13 protein-coding genes and 1 tRNA gene are annotated in these 12,915 nt (G+C 62.6%); 8 read left to right on the top strand and 6 right to left on the bottom strand.

Annotated elements, in window-relative coordinates:
- Nucleotides 1–26 precede the first annotated feature (26 nt).
- The 4 genes from ACF8K2_RS23930 to ACF8K2_RS23915 are packed head-to-tail and all read left to right on the top strand — an operon-like array spanning nucleotide 27 to nucleotide 3,990.
- The gene (locus ACF8K2_RS23930; RefSeq protein ID WP_392468057.1) at nucleotides 27–986 is read left to right on the top strand and encodes a DUF523 and DUF1722 domain-containing protein; all 960 of its coding nucleotides are present in this window, start codon (nucleotides 27–29) and stop codon (nucleotides 984–986) included.
- On the top strand, nucleotides 976–1,845 hold the full coding sequence (locus tag ACF8K2_RS23925; RefSeq protein WP_392468054.1) for a MerR family transcriptional regulator: 870 nt from the start codon (nucleotides 976–978) through the stop codon (nucleotides 1,843–1,845). The genes ACF8K2_RS23930 and ACF8K2_RS23925 overlap by 11 nt, the downstream gene beginning before the upstream one ends.
- A gap of 7 nt (nucleotides 1,846–1,852) precedes the next feature.
- The gene (gene phrB, locus ACF8K2_RS23920; protein ID WP_392468052.1) at nucleotides 1,853–3,295 is read left to right on the top strand and encodes a deoxyribodipyrimidine photo-lyase; all 1,443 of its coding nucleotides are present in this window, start codon (nucleotides 1,853–1,855) and stop codon (nucleotides 3,293–3,295) included.
- Nucleotides 3,292–3,990, top strand: a complete 699-nt coding sequence (locus ACF8K2_RS23915; protein ID WP_392468049.1) for an SDR family oxidoreductase — start codon at nucleotides 3,292–3,294, stop codon at nucleotides 3,988–3,990. Before phrB ends, ACF8K2_RS23915 begins: the two co-directional genes overlap by 4 nt.
- Before the next feature lie 32 nt (nucleotides 3,991–4,022).
- Here ACF8K2_RS23915 and ACF8K2_RS23910 read toward each other — a convergent pair whose 3' ends face one another.
- From ACF8K2_RS23910 to hemA, 6 genes are all read right to left on the bottom strand, one after another.
- Nucleotides 4,023–4,541 carry an acyloxyacyl hydrolase gene (locus ACF8K2_RS23910; protein ID WP_264234733.1) on the bottom strand — a complete coding sequence of 173 codons (519 nt, stop codon included), beginning with the start codon at nucleotides 4,539–4,541 and terminating at the stop codon, nucleotides 4,023–4,025.
- Between the two features lie 114 nt (nucleotides 4,542–4,655).
- Nucleotides 4,656–5,453 carry a glutamate racemase gene (gene murI / locus ACF8K2_RS23905; RefSeq protein WP_392468046.1) on the bottom strand — a complete coding sequence of 266 codons (798 nt, stop codon included), beginning with the start codon at nucleotides 5,451–5,453 and terminating at the stop codon, nucleotides 4,656–4,658.
- Nucleotides 5,446–6,201 (bottom strand): molybdopterin-synthase adenylyltransferase MoeB, encoded by a 756-nt coding sequence (locus tag ACF8K2_RS23900; protein WP_186554192.1) that lies wholly within the window; start codon nucleotides 6,199–6,201, stop codon nucleotides 5,446–5,448. The genes murI and ACF8K2_RS23900 overlap by 8 nt, the downstream gene beginning before the upstream one ends.
- The gene (prmC, locus tag ACF8K2_RS23895) at nucleotides 6,195–7,025 is read right to left on the bottom strand and encodes a peptide chain release factor N(5)-glutamine methyltransferase (RefSeq protein WP_392468043.1); all 831 of its coding nucleotides are present in this window, start codon (nucleotides 7,023–7,025) and stop codon (nucleotides 6,195–6,197) included. The genes ACF8K2_RS23900 and prmC overlap by 7 nt, the downstream gene beginning before the upstream one ends.
- On the bottom strand, nucleotides 7,025–8,107 hold the full coding sequence (gene prfA, locus ACF8K2_RS23890; RefSeq protein WP_186554194.1) for a peptide chain release factor 1: 1,083 nt from the start codon (nucleotides 8,105–8,107) through the stop codon (nucleotides 7,025–7,027). Before prfA ends, prmC begins: the two co-directional genes overlap by 1 nt.
- Nucleotides 8,104–9,381, bottom strand: a complete 1,278-nt coding sequence (hemA, locus tag ACF8K2_RS23885) for a glutamyl-tRNA reductase (protein ID WP_392468039.1) — start codon at nucleotides 9,379–9,381, stop codon at nucleotides 8,104–8,106. Before hemA ends, prfA begins: the two co-directional genes overlap by 4 nt.
- Nucleotides 9,382–9,593: 212 nt before the next feature.
- On the opposite strand from hemA, the gene ACF8K2_RS23880 reads away from it, so the two are divergent.
- From ACF8K2_RS23880 to ACF8K2_RS23865, 4 genes are all read left to right on the top strand, one after another.
- Nucleotides 9,594–11,315: a tetratricopeptide repeat protein gene (locus tag ACF8K2_RS23880; RefSeq protein WP_392468037.1), complete on the top strand. Its 1,722-nt coding sequence runs from the start codon at nucleotides 9,594–9,596 to the stop codon at nucleotides 11,313–11,315.
- A 3-nt stretch (nucleotides 11,316–11,318) separates the two neighbouring features.
- Nucleotides 11,319–11,936, top strand: a complete 618-nt coding sequence (gene lolB, locus ACF8K2_RS23875; RefSeq protein WP_186554197.1) for a lipoprotein insertase outer membrane protein LolB — start codon at nucleotides 11,319–11,321, stop codon at nucleotides 11,934–11,936.
- Between the two features lie 3 nt (nucleotides 11,937–11,939).
- On the top strand, nucleotides 11,940–12,785 hold the full coding sequence (gene ispE, locus ACF8K2_RS23870; RefSeq protein WP_392468033.1) for a 4-(cytidine 5'-diphospho)-2-C-methyl-D-erythritol kinase: 846 nt from the start codon (nucleotides 11,940–11,942) through the stop codon (nucleotides 12,783–12,785).
- Nucleotides 12,786–12,819: 34 nt separating this feature from the next.
- Nucleotides 12,820–12,894, top strand: a tRNA-Gln gene (locus tag ACF8K2_RS23865).
- The last annotated feature ends 21 nt before the right edge of the window (nucleotides 12,895–12,915 follow it).

Below are 12,915 nucleotides of genomic sequence, written 5' to 3'. Positions count from 1 at the left end.
GTGTACAAGTTTTCCGGAGACAGCGAATGAACGCCTCGTCCAAACCCCGCATCGGTATCAGTGCCTGCCTGCTCGGCCATAGCGTGCGCTACAACGCAGGCCACAAGGCTTCCGAGCTGTGCCTCAAAGCTTTCGAGGCGCATTTCGATTGGGTGCCGCTGTGCCCGGAAGTGGCCATCGGCCTGGGCGTGCCGCGCGATCCTATCCGCCTGGTGGGCGATCCGCAGCGACCTGAAGTGGTCGCTACCCGCAACCCCGGTATGGACCTGTCCGGCCCGCTGCGCGCTTACGGCGAACAGATGGCCACTGAGCTCGATGATATCTGCGGCTACATCTTCATGCAGAAGTCGCCCTCCTGCGGCCTGGAGCGGGTCAAGGTGTACCAGGACAACGGCCATCCTTCGACCAAAGGCGGACGTGGCGCCTACGCCGATGAGTTCTGCGCGCGCCGCCCCAATCTACCTGTGGAGGAAGAAGGCCGCCTGCATGATCCGGTGCTTCGGGAAAACTTCATCAGCCGCGTCTATGCCTATGCCGACTGGCAGCAACAACTCGCCGAAGGACTCACTCGCGGGGCCTTGATCCGTTTCCATTCACGCTACAAATACCTGCTGATGGCCAATAACCCGCTGGCCTATCGTCAGCTTGGGCGGTTGCTGGGCAATCTGCGCCGTGATGACGACCCGCAGACCGTCGGTGCCGATTACTTCAGCCAGTTGATGCAGGCCTTGCGCCGCTGCGCCAGCCGTGGCACCCACGGCAATGTGCTGCAGCACCTGAGTGGTTACCTGCGCGGCGCACTAGGCAGTGACGACCGCGCCGAACTCCAGCAACTGATCGGCCAGTACCAGCAAGGCATCGTGCCGCTTGTAGTGCCGCTCACCTTGCTCAAACACCACCTGCGCAACCATCCGGATCCGTACTTGAATCAGCAAACTTATCTACAGCCACATCCTGAAAGCCTGGGATTGCGCAATGCCGTCTGAAACCCTGCTGGCCATTGGCGAGCTGGCGCGCCGCACTGGCGTCAACCCGGTCACCCTGCGCGCCTGGGAGCGACGTTACGGGCTGCTCAAGCCGCAGCGCACCGCCAAGGGGCACCGGTTGTATCCTGAGGAGCAAGTCGAGCGCGTGCAGACCATCCTCAGTTGGCTGGAACGCGGCGCTTCGGTGGGGCAGGTCCGCGAGCTGCTCGAGCGCGCGCCAAGCATCGCCCCCGTAGGCGATTGGCAGAGCCGTGAACAGGCGCTGATCGAGGCGATTGGCATGCTCGCCCAGCGCCCCCTTGACCACCAGCTCAACCAGGCCATGGCGCTGTACCCGGCGATCACCCTCTGCGAGCAGCTGCTGATGCCGCTGCTGCACAGCCTCGCACGGCGTTGGCAAACCCACTTCAATGCACGGTTGGAGCAAGCGTTCTTCTACACCTGGCTGCGCAGCAAGCTGGGGGCGCGGGTCTACCACGACAACCAGCAACTGCAAGGCAGCCCAATCCTGCTGGCCGTCGACAGCGAGCGCCCCTTCGATGCCCAGTTGTGGCTGTGCGCCTGGTTGCTGAGCAGCAGCGGCTATCCGGTCGAGGTGCTGGAGCAGCCGGTCGGTGGCGCGCAACTGCTACGCGCGGTCAATCAGTGGCAACCACGGGCCCTGCTGCTGCACCTGGGCCCGCGTATCGACCTGGTGGCGCTGGAGCGCACTTTGCAGGGCATCGACGGGGTGAAACTCCTGGGCGGCGAGACAGTCTCCCTCCATGAGGCCCAGTTGCATGCCTTGGCACTGCCGCAGCTGTTGTTGTTCGACACTCCGCAGGCGGCCTTGCGCCTCCTGCAGCAATCACTGAGATGACTCACTCATGCAACTGATCTGGCTGCGCAGCGACCTGCGAATAGATGACAACAGCGCCCTGAGTGCAGCCTGTGCGCGTGGGCCGACCATTGCCCTGTGGATCGCCAGCCCCGGCCAATGGCTGGAACATGACGACGCGCCGTGCAAGGTCGATTTCTGGCTGCGTAACCTGCGCGACCTGCGCCACTCGCTGGAACAACTGAACATCCCCTTGCTGATCCGCAAGACCGCGACCTGGCAGCAGGTGCCGCACGTGCTGCTTGAGGTCTGCCGTGAGCACCAGGTAGAAGCCGTGCACTGGAACGAGGAGTACGGCATCAATGAACAGCGACGCGACGAGGCCGTGCAAGCCCTGCTGGATCATTCCGCAGTGTCCACATCGACCTATCTTGATCAACTGCTGCTGCGCCCTGGCACAGTCCTGACCCGCAGCGGGCACTACTTCCAAGTGTTCGGCCAATTCAAGCGTGCCTGCCTGGAGCGATTGCATCATGGCCTGCCAGCGATGGCGCACAAGGTCAACGCGCAGGCGCCTTTAGCCATCGCCAACGACCCCATCCCACACCAGATCGAGGGTTTCGAAACGCCCCCGCGCACCCTGCGCGAGCATTGGCCCGCTGGCGAAGCCGAGGCGCAGCGCCGCCTGGCGGCCTTTATCGAGGACGTGGTCGAGGATTATCCGCAGCTGCGTGACCTGCCCGCCGAACCTGGCACCAGCCAGCTCTCACCGTATCTGGCCGCCGGAGTGATTTCGCCACGCCAATGCCTGCACGCTGCCCTGTCCGCCAACCGCGGCGAGCTCGACAGCGGCAGCAGCGGGGTTCAGACCTGGATCAACGAGCTGCTCTGGCGCGAATTCTACAAGCACATCCTGGTGGGTTATCCACAGGTGTCGCGCCATCGCCCGTTCCGTGCGCATACCGAAGCGCTGCCGTGGCGAGATGCCCCTGAAGACTTGAAGGCCTGGCAGGAAGGACGTACCGGTTTCCCACTGATCGACGCCGCCATGCGCCAACTGCTGGAAACCGGCTGGATGCACAATCGCTTACGGATGATCGTCGCCATGTTCCTGAGCAAGAATTTATTGATCGACTGGCGCCAGGGCGAGCGCTACTTCATGCGTCACTTGATCGACGGCGACCTGGCAGCCAACAACGGCGGCTGGCAATGGAGCGCATCGACTGGAACCGACTCCGTGCCGTATTTCCGCATCTTCAATCCGGTCACCCAATCGCAACGCTTCGACCCCAAGGGGCGCTTCATTCGCCATTGGCTACCTCAATTGAAGGGCCTGGATGAAAAAACTATTCATTTGCCCGTGAAGTCTGCCGATCTTTTTGCTACACATTCTTATCAGAGTCCGATTGTCGATCTCGCAAGTAGTCGCCAGCGCGCATTGGAAGCCTTCAAAGGCTTGGCCGGCTGGCAGGATCAGAGGGCAGTATCTTGAATAACTCACGCAGTTTCTGGGTGACAGGAGCGACCAATGGACTCGGTTTAGCTCTGGTGAGCGGATTGCTCGAGCAGGGGCATCGGGTCGCCGCCAGTGGTATGCAAAGCCAGGAGCTCACAGCCTTGGCCAGCCACTACGGCGAACGCCTGCTGCTTTTGCCTGGGCAGTTGCATGACAGTTCGCAGGCGCAGGCCGCCGTTACAAAGCTGCAGGCGGAGTGGGGATCGCTGGATGGTTTGATCATCAATGCCGGCACCTGCGACTACCTGGCGGATGATCTGCCGGATACCGACCTGTTCCAAAGCATCGTGACCAGTAACCTGCAAGCCAGTGCCAATTGCCTGGCCGCCGCCCTGCCCTTGCTGACCAAGGGCGATGCTGCACAGGTCATGGCTATCCTCAGTCGTTACTCGGCGATGCAGCTGTATGAACCCAATCAGCCACTGAGTGGTTTCAACAGCCCTCCGCACTGGTTCCGCGAGCAGCGCCAGGTATTGCAGGATCTGGGTATCGATCTGACGCTAGTGGCGCCGCAGTCGTTGAAAGCGCCGGTGACGCTGGCCCAGGCGGTGCCTGAACAGTGGACGGCGCAGACTGCTGCGCAAGTATTGCTGGCCAGCCTGCCCAAGCGTGAACCTGAGCTGGTGCTAGAGGCTCTGAGCCTCAACAGCCTTTGGCCGTTGCCACGGTAGGCAACAAGGGCCGCAAAGCGGCCCCAGCAAACCTAAAGTGCCATGCGGTAGTGCAGGCTATAGCTCTCAACCCCATCGTTGGGTTGCTTGATCCCGGCGTTGGAATAATGAATGGCGCGCACGCCAATCTCATGCCCGCCGGCAAAGCGCAAACCAAAGCCGATGCGGTCCTCGAACTGGAAGGACGAACCCAGCTCATTGCTTTCAAGTTCAGTGCTGGAGAACGCCGCCACGCCGATTCCCGCTTCGATGTACGGCTTGACCGAGTCCCCGGCAAACTCGTAGACGAATACCGGCGCGAACGACAGGCTATGGTTGCTCGCGGTCTGATCGCCATCCCAGTAGGTGTACGCCCCATCCCAATAGCCGGTCAGGCGACCGACACTGGTCTGCCACCAGCTTGCATCCCAGTTCGATTGCAGACCCAACCGGTAGACCATGGTCGAATCACCGGTCTGCCCCACCGAGAAAGATACATCAGCGGCCTGCGCCGCGCCCAAGTGCCCCACAGTCAAGGCGGCAGCCGCCACCAAACCAAGCAGTTTCTTCATGAGAAACGTCCTTTTTCCTGATGCTGTTGTTAGTGTTTCGCCCTCACAGGCACAACAATAGAAATCGGCAGTTGTACGATAGTTCAGCTTTCTGCGTGGCTTTTCACACTTTTTTTACATCGAAAAGCTTTGCACACTGTCGGACGTCTCCCACAGCAACGGTAGGATTTTTCTCAGATTTTCCGGATCAGCACTGCTCCAGAACACCGTATCGCGGGCCGGGCCGTCGGCCAGCAACTGGCGCTCGGCCAGTAGCCGTTGCAGCTGCCGCGCCACCGCAGCGCCGGTGTCGATGATCGCCACATCGGCCGGCACCATTTCGGCCAGCAGCGGACGCAAGAAGGGGTAGTGGGTGCAACCGAGAATCAAGGTATCGCAGCCGGCACTGAGCAGCGGCTGCACGTAGCCAGCCAGTAGCTGGCGCAATTGGGGGCTGAACAAGTCACCCGCCTCGATGCACTCGACCAGGCCCGGACATGGCTGGGTGATTACCCGTACATCACTGGCAAAGCGATCGAGCAAGGCGGCGAACTTGGCACTCTGCAGGGTGCCGGTGGTGGCCAGCACCCCGACCACGCCCGAGCGGGTCGCCGCAGCAGCGGGCTTGACCGCAGGCTCCATGCCCACCAGCGGCCAGCTGGGATACAGCTCGCGCAGGTCGGCCACTGCGGCCACGGTAGCCGTGTTGCAGGCCAGGACCATGGCCTTGGCGCCTTGCTGCTGGAAGAACCCGGCGATATGGCGCAAGCGCTGGCGGATGTAATCGGGAGACTTTTCGCCATACGGCACATGCCCGCTGTCAGCCACATACAACAGCGACTCGTGGGGCAGCAGGCGCTGGATCTCGGCGAGTACCGACAGACCGCCGACCCCCGAATCCATCACGCCCACTGGCGCCGAACGATCAGCCATGGCGAGTGCCACACACTGCACACGCAGGGTCGCGCTTGACCCGGAGCTCGCGCATGCGCGTGCTCAGCGCGTCGATCAGCAGCAGGCGGCCGACCAACGGCTCGCCAAAGCCAGCGAGCAGCTTCAATGCCTCTAGCGCTTGCAGGCTGCCCACCAGCCCCACCAAGGGGCCGATCACGCCGGCTTCACTGCAGGTCAGCTCGGCTTCGCTACCATGGCCATACAGGCAGTGGTAGCACGGGCTGTTTTCCCGGCGCGGATCGAATACCGAAAGCTGCCCCTCCAGACGAATCGCCGCCCCACTGACCAGTGGCTTGCCAGCCGCCACGCAAGCGGCGTTGACCGCCTCACGGGTGGTGAAATTGTCGGAGCAGTCCAGTACCAGGTCGACCGCTGCCACCGCAGCGGACAGCGAATCTTCATCCAGCGCCTGGCGATGAGCGACCAGCGTGATTTCAGGATTGATCGCCTGCAAGCGCTTGATCGCCGAATCCACCTTGCCCAGGCCAACGCTGTCGGTGTCGTGGATGATCTGGCGCTGCAGGTTGGTCAGGTCGACCGTATCGAAGTCAGCCAGGTGCAGTTCGCCGACACCCGCTGCCGCGAGGTACAGCGCCACCGGCGAGCCGAGCCCACCCACGCCGACCACCAGCGCCTTGCTTTGCTTGAGCCGCAGCTGGCCGTCGATGTCGACCTGGGCCAGCAGGATCTGCCGGCTGTAACGCAGCAGTTCCTGGTCACTCAGCATGGCAGGCGCCCCAAGGAGATGCGCTCATGGCCGCCCAGGTCAATCCGGCTGCAAACGTCACCGAAACCGTGCTGGCTGAGCAACTCACGCACGTCTGCGGCCTGATCGTAGCCGTGTTCGAGCAGCAGCCAGCCGCCCGGCAGCAAGTGTCCTGGGGCCTGGGCAATGATGACGCGCAGATCATCCAGCCCGTCCTGGCCCGCCACCAAGGCACTGCTCGGTTCGAAGCGGACATCGCCAGCCACCAGGTGCGGATCTTCGGCACGGATGTAGGGCGGGTTACTGATGATCAGGTCAAAACGTTCGCCGTCCAGGGCGTCGTACCAGTGGCTGGTGCGCACGTGGACATTGTTCAGCTGCAGACGCTGGCGGTTGCGCTCGGCCAGGGCCACCGCCTCATCGATACGGTCCACTGCCATCACCTGCCAAGCCGGTCGCTCGCTGGCCAGGGCCAGGGCGATGGCGCCCGTGCCGGTGCCCAAATCGAGCATTCGTACGGGGGTCGCAGGCAGCAATTCAAGGGCAGTTTCCACCAGCAGCTCGGTGTCTGGACGGGGAATCAGGGTATGCGGCGCCACTTCCAGGTCGAGCTTCCAGAAGCCCTGCTGACCGAGGATGTACGCCACCGGCTCACCGGCGCGACGGCGGCTGAGGAAATCGGCGAACACTTGCGCCGCCTCGCTGCTGACGATTCGCTCGGGCCAGGTGTGCAGGTAGCTGCGCGACTTGCCCAGGGCGGCAGCCAGCAGCAGCTCGGCATCCAGCCGTTCGGTCGGGGAGTCGGGCAGCTGCGCGTTGCGCAGCAGGCTGGCGATGATGGTCATTATTCCCCCAGGGCGGCCAATTGATCGGCCTGGTACTCGGCCAGCAACGGTTCGATCACGGCTTCGACGCCACCGGCGAGGATGTCGTCGAGCGAGTACAGGGTCAGGTTGATGCGGTGATCAGTGACTCGGCCCTGTGGATAGTTGTAGGTGCGGATCCGCTCGGAGCGGTCACCGGAGCCGACCAGCAGCTTGCGCTCGCTGGCAATCGCGTTCTGCGCGGCGCTGGTCTGAATGTCGTTGAGCTTGGCCGACAACCAGGACATGGCGCGAGCACGGTTCTTGTGCTGCGAGCGCTCTTCCTGGCACTCGACCACGATCCCGGTGGGCAAGTGGGTAATGCGGATTGCCGAGTCGGTCTTGTTGATGTGCTGACCACCGGCGCCAGAGGCACGGTAGGTGTCGACACGCAGGTCGGCCGGGTTGATCTCGATCGCCACCTGCTCATCCGGCTCGGGCAGTACCGCCACGGTACACGCCGAGGTGTGGATACGCCCCTGCGACTCGGTCTCTGGCACGCGCTGCACGCGATGCGCGCCCGACTCGAACTTGAGCTTGGCGTAGACATTGTCGCCTTCGACCCGGGCGATGATTTCCTTGTAGCCGCCGTGCTCGCCCTCGTTCTCGGAGAGAATCTCCAGGCGCCAGCCGCGTTTTTCGGCGTAGCGCGAGTACATGCGGAACAGATCGCCGGAGAAAATCGCCGCCTCGTCACCGCCGGTGCCAGCGCGGATTTCCAGGAACACGTTGCGCCCGTCGTTAGGGTCCTTGGGCAGCAGCATGCGCTGCAGCTGAACCTCCAACGCAGCCAGCTGCTCCTTGGCCTCGCGCACTTCTTCCACGGCCATTTCGCGCAGGTCCGGGTCGCTGTCCTTGAGCAGCGCTTGCGCGCCTTCGAGGTCGTCCTGAACCTTGCGCCACTCCTTAAAAGCAGTGATCACCGGCTCGACTTCGGCGTACTCGCGCGAATAGGCACGAAAACGGGTCTGGTCGGAAATGACCTCGGCATCGCCCAGCAGGGCGGTGAGTTCCTCGAAGCGATCCTGGAGAATGTCCAGTTTGTTCAGCAGCGACGCTTTCATTGCGGGGGTTTGTCCGTGGAGCCCTCATTGAGGGCAAAGAGTTCCTGGGCCATGGCCAGCGCATCGACGCGGCCCTCGGCCGAGAGCTTTTTCAGTTGCACGCTGGGGGCGTGCAGGAGTTTGTTAGTCAGACCGCGAGCCAGCTGGGCCAGCACATCTTCCGGGTTGCCACCGTTGGCCAGCAGGCGCTGGGCCTTTTGCAGTTCTTCATCGCGCAGGCGCTCGCTCTGCTGGCGGTAGGCCTTGAGCACATCCACCGCGGCCAGCTCGCGCAGGCGCACCATGAAATCCTCGGCGCCCACCGAGACCAGCTCTTCGGCGGCCTGGGCCGCGCCCTGGCGGCTCTTGAGGTTTTCCGCGACCACATCGTGCAGGTCGTCGACGGTATACAGGTAGACGTCGTCCAATTCGCCAACTTCTGTCTCGATATCGCGCGGCACCGCAATGTCGACCATGAAGATCGGTTTGTGCCGGCGCTGTTTCAAGGCGCTTTCCACCGCCCCTTTGCCGAGGATCGGCAACTGACTGGCGGTCGAACTGATGACGATGTCGCTGTTGGCCAATTCCTGGGGGATGTCGGCCAGCAGCACGGCATGCGCGCCAAACTGTTCGGCAAGAATACTGGCGCGCTCCAGTGTCCGGTTGGCCACCACGATGCGTCGCACACCTTGTTCATGCAGATGGCGGGCGACCAGGGTGATGGTCTCGCCAGCACCGATCAGCAGCGCTTGACTGCGGCCCAGGTCGCTGAAGATCTGCCGGGCCAGGCTAACTGCGGCAAATGCCACCGACACCGGGTTCTCGCCGATCGCGGTGTCGGTGCGCACCTGCTTGGCGGCGCTGAAGGTGGCCTGGAACAATCGGCCAAGCAGCGGACCAATGGTGCCAGCCTCGCGAGCGACGGCGTAGGCCGACTTCATCTGGCCAAGAATCTGCGGCTCGCCAAGCACCAGCGAGTCGAGCCCGGAGGCGACCCGCATCATATGCCGCACGGCGTCGTGCTCTTCGTGCACGTAGGCACTGGCGCGCAGCTCGTCGAGGCTAAGCTTATGGTACTCGGCCAGCCATTGCAGCACGGCATCGGCTGCCAGGTGGTCCTGCTCTATATAGAGCTCACTGCGGTTGCAGGTCGAAAGAATCGCCGCCTCACGGCTGGCGGTCAGTCGGCAAAGCTGCTGCAGGGCATCGACCAGCTGCTCTGGCGTAAACGCCACGCGCTCGCGTACGTCTACCGAGGCAGTCTTATGGTTGATACCAAGTGCAAGAAAGGCCATGCAAGGTCGCTGGTTGTGACGTGAAGCCGATAATTGTCCTACTTCGCAGGATTCAGAACAACCACCGTTCGCTATTGTCCTAATAGATTGCGGCCATACCCTGGCGCAAACACAGTCATCCTGAAATGAACAGCATGCCTTCGCAGGTGGGTTTGCCACTGCGCTTGTGTCATCATGCTCCGACCGCCGGTTAGCACTTCTAAGCCTCATCTATGAATAGATCCTACGCACTGCTGCTTACCCTCGCCCTGCTCCAGGGCTGCCAGAGCCTGGCCCCGAAAGACAGCGAGGCGCAGTCGCCTGTTGCCGCCAAGGCCGAGCAGGAAAAGCCCGTGGCGTACGGATCGTTCAAGCAGGAAACCGTCTACAGCCTGCTGGTAGCGGAGCTGGCCGGCCAGCGCAACCGCTTCGACATCGCCCTGGCCAACTACGTCGATCAGGCCGAGAAAACCCAAGACCCCGCCGTTTCCGAACGCGCCTACCGCATCGCCGAGTACCTCGGGGCTGACGAACCGGCCCTGGATACCGCGTTGATCTGGGCGCGCAATGACGCGCAGAACCTTGATGCGCAGCGCGCCGCGGCGATCCAGCTGGCACGCTCCGGGCGTTATGACGAATCCATGACCTACATGGAAAAAGTCCTGCAAGGCCAAGGCGATACTCACTTCGACTTCCTCGCCCTGTCTGCCGCAGAAACCGACCAAAGCACCCGTGACGGCCTGATGCAAAGCTTCGAACGGCTGCTGGTCAAATACCCCAATAACGGTCAGCTGGTGTTCGGCAAGGCGCTGCTGCTCAATCAGGACGGCAAGGCTGAAGAAGCGCTGTCGCTGCTTGAGGCGCACCCGCCGCAAAACGGCGAAATCGCCCCGATCCTGCTTCGCGCTCGCCTGCTACAAGCCTTGGACCGTGGTTCGGAGGCCTTGCCGCTGCTGCGCGGGGCCATTCGCGACAACCCCGACGACAAACGCCTGCGCCTGACCTACGCCCGCACCCTGGTAGAACAGGATCACATCGGCGACGCCAAGGCCGAATTCGAAAGCATGCTCCAGCAGTACCCGGAGGATGACGAGCTGCGTTACTCGCTGGCGCTGGTGTGCCTGGAAAACAAAGACTGGGACGAAGCCGAGGGCTACCTGCAAGAGCTGGTCGAGCGCGACAGCAACGTCGATGCCGCACATTTGAACCTGGGGCGCATCCGCGAGGAGCGCAACGACCCTGAAGCGGCGCTGCGCGAGTACGCCCTGGTCGGCAGCGGCCCAGACTATCTGCCGGCGCAACTGCGCCAGGCCGACATCCTGATTGCCAATGGCCGCGGCAGCGAAGCCTCGCGCCTGCTCGCCGAAGCCCGCGAAGCACAACCTGACTACGCCATCCAGCTGTACCTGATCGAAGCCGAGAGCTACGGCAACAACGGCAAAGACGCGCAAGCCGACCAGGTACTGCAACAAGCGATCAAGCGCTACCCGGACGACCTCAACCTGCTCTACACCCGCGCCATGCTGGCGGAGAAGCGCGGCGATCTTGCCGAAATGGAAAAAGACTTGCGCGCGATCATCGCTCGCGAGCCGGAAAACGCCATGGCCATCAACGCCCTGGGCTACACCCTGGCCGACCGCACCACCCGCTATGCCGAGGCCAAGCAGCTGATCGAAAAAGCCCATCAGCTGACTCCGGATGACCCCGCCGTGCTCGACAGCCTGGGCTGGGTCAACTACCGCCTGGGCAACCTCGACGAGGCCGAACGCCTGCTGCGCCAGGCCCTGGAGCGCTTCCCCGATCATGAAGTGGCCGCCCACCTGGGCGAAGTGCTCTGGGCCAACGGCAAGCGTCGTGAAGCCCGCCAGGTCTGGGCCAAAGCCTTCCAAGCCCAGCCCGACAGCACCATCCTGCGCAAGACCGTCTTGCGCCTGACCGGATCAGAGACCCTTTAAGCCATGTTTCTGCGTCATTGCATCACCTTTACCCTGATCGCCCTGCTGGCCGGTTGCGCCGGCTTCGGTTCTCGCGAAGCCTTGCACGGCCAGGGCGACCCAAAGCTGTGGCGTGAGCACAAAGCTCAGCTGAGCACCCTCGACGGCTGGCAGATCAACGGCAAGGTCGGTATCCGTGCGCCGAAAGACTCCGGCAGCGGCACCCTGTTCTGGCTGCAACGCCAGGACTACTACGACATTCGCCTGGCCGGCCCGCTCGGCCGTGGCGCGGCGCGGCTGACCGGTCGCCCCGGCGGCGTGGTGCTGGAAGTGGCCAACCAGGGCCGCTATGAAGCACCCAGCCCTGAGGCTCTGCTCGAACAACAACTGGGCTGGCAGTTGCCGGTTTCCCACCTGGTCTGGTGGGTGCGCGGCCTGCCCGCCCCTGACAGCAAGAGCCAGCTCACCCTGGGCGATGACAGCCGCCTGGCCAGCCTCAGCCAAGACGGCTGGCAAGTGCAGTACCTGAGCTACACCGAGCAAAACGGCTACTGGCTGCCCGAGCGCCTCAAGTTGCACGGCAAAGATATCGACGTGACCCTGGTGGTCAAAGACTGGCAACCACGCCAGCTGGGGCACTGATCTGTGGATAAGCTCACCCTGCCTGCCCCGGCCAAGCTCAATCTCTGGCTGCACATCATCGGTCGCCGCGCCGATGGTTATCACGAGCTGGAAACCGTTTTCCAATTCCTCGACTACGCCGACCACCTGACCTTCGCCCTGCGCGACGACGGTCAGGTGCGTTTGCAAACCGCAATTAACGGGGTCGACCACGACAGCAACCTGATCGTGCGCGCCGCCCGCCAACTGCAAGCGCAATCGGGCTGTACGCTGGGCGTCGACATCTGGCTGGACAAGATCCTGCCCATGGGCGGCGGCATCGGCGGCGGCAGTTCCGATGCTGCCACCACCTTGCTGGGCCTGAACCATCTGTGGCAACTGGGCTGGGATGCCGATCGCCTGGCCCAGCTGGGCCTGAGCCTGGGCGCCGACGTGCCTGTGTTCGTACACGGTCACGCAGCGTTCGCCCAAGGCGTCGGTGAACAGCTGACCCCGGTCGATCCAGAACAGCCGTGGTATGTCGTGCTGGTGCCGCAAGTGTCTGTCAGCACAGCGGAAATTTTTTCACATCCGCAGTTGACACGTGATTCCCTCCCCCTTAAGATGCGCCCCGTTCCCGAGGGAAACAGTCGAAATGACTGCCAACCGGTGGTAGAGCAAAGTTATCCAGAAGTTCGCAATGCGTTGAATCTACTGGGTAAATACACTGAAGCTCGACTGACCGGCACTGGAAGTTGTGTGTTTGGGGCCTTCCCAAGCAAAGCCGAAGCTGATAAAGTTCTGGCCCTTCTTTCAGAGACCCAAACAGGGTTTGTGGCGAAAGGAAGCAATATTTCGATGTTGCATCAACAGCTACAAAGTCTGCTCTAGAAGTCGAGTGCCAAGCACTCGCAGCAACAGATACAGGGGCGTCGCCAAGCGGTAAGGCAGCAGGTTTTGATCCTGCCATGCGTTGGTTCGAATCCAGCCGCCCCTGCCATTTTCCTTATACTCATCCAGG

The sequence above is a fragment of the Pseudomonas sp. xss_2 genome, from assembly GCF_043104195.1.
Lineage (GTDB): Bacteria > Pseudomonadota > Gammaproteobacteria > Pseudomonadales > Pseudomonadaceae > Aquipseudomonas > Aquipseudomonas urmiensis.
This window is presented reverse-complemented; position numbering and strand designations above follow the sequence as displayed.

Bases quoted from the DNA above. Each gene is read 5' to 3' on its own strand.
- ACF8K2_RS23900 (WP_186554192.1), bottom strand. From the start codon at position 6,201: ATGCTGAGTGACCAGGAACTGCTGCGTTACAGCCGGCAGATCCTGCTG.
- prmC (WP_392468043.1), bottom strand. From the start codon at position 7,025: ATGACCATCATCGCCAGCCTGCTGCGCAACGCGCAGCTGCCCGACTCC.
- phrB (WP_392468052.1), top strand. From the start codon at position 1,853: ATGCAACTGATCTGGCTGCGCAGCGACCTGCGAATAGATGACAACAGC.
- lolB (WP_186554197.1), top strand. From the start codon at position 11,319: ATGTTTCTGCGTCATTGCATCACCTTTACCCTGATCGCCCTGCTGGCC.
- prfA (WP_186554194.1), bottom strand. From the start codon at position 8,107: ATGAAAGCGTCGCTGCTGAACAAACTGGACATTCTCCAGGATCGCTTC.
- ACF8K2_RS23880 (WP_392468037.1), top strand. From the start codon at position 9,594: ATGAATAGATCCTACGCACTGCTGCTTACCCTCGCCCTGCTCCAGGGC.
- ACF8K2_RS23910 (WP_264234733.1), bottom strand. From the start codon at position 4,541: ATGAAGAAACTGCTTGGTTTGGTGGCGGCTGCCGCCTTGACTGTGGGG.
- murI (WP_392468046.1), bottom strand. From the start codon at position 5,453: ATGGCTGATCGTTCGGCGCCAGTGGGCGTGATGGATTCGGGGGTCGGC.
- hemA (WP_392468039.1), bottom strand. From the start codon at position 9,381: ATGGCCTTTCTTGCACTTGGTATCAACCATAAGACTGCCTCGGTAGAC.
- ACF8K2_RS23925 (WP_392468054.1), top strand. From the start codon at position 976: ATGCCGTCTGAAACCCTGCTGGCCATTGGCGAGCTGGCGCGCCGCACT.
- ACF8K2_RS23930 (WP_392468057.1), top strand. From the start codon at position 27: ATGAACGCCTCGTCCAAACCCCGCATCGGTATCAGTGCCTGCCTGCTC.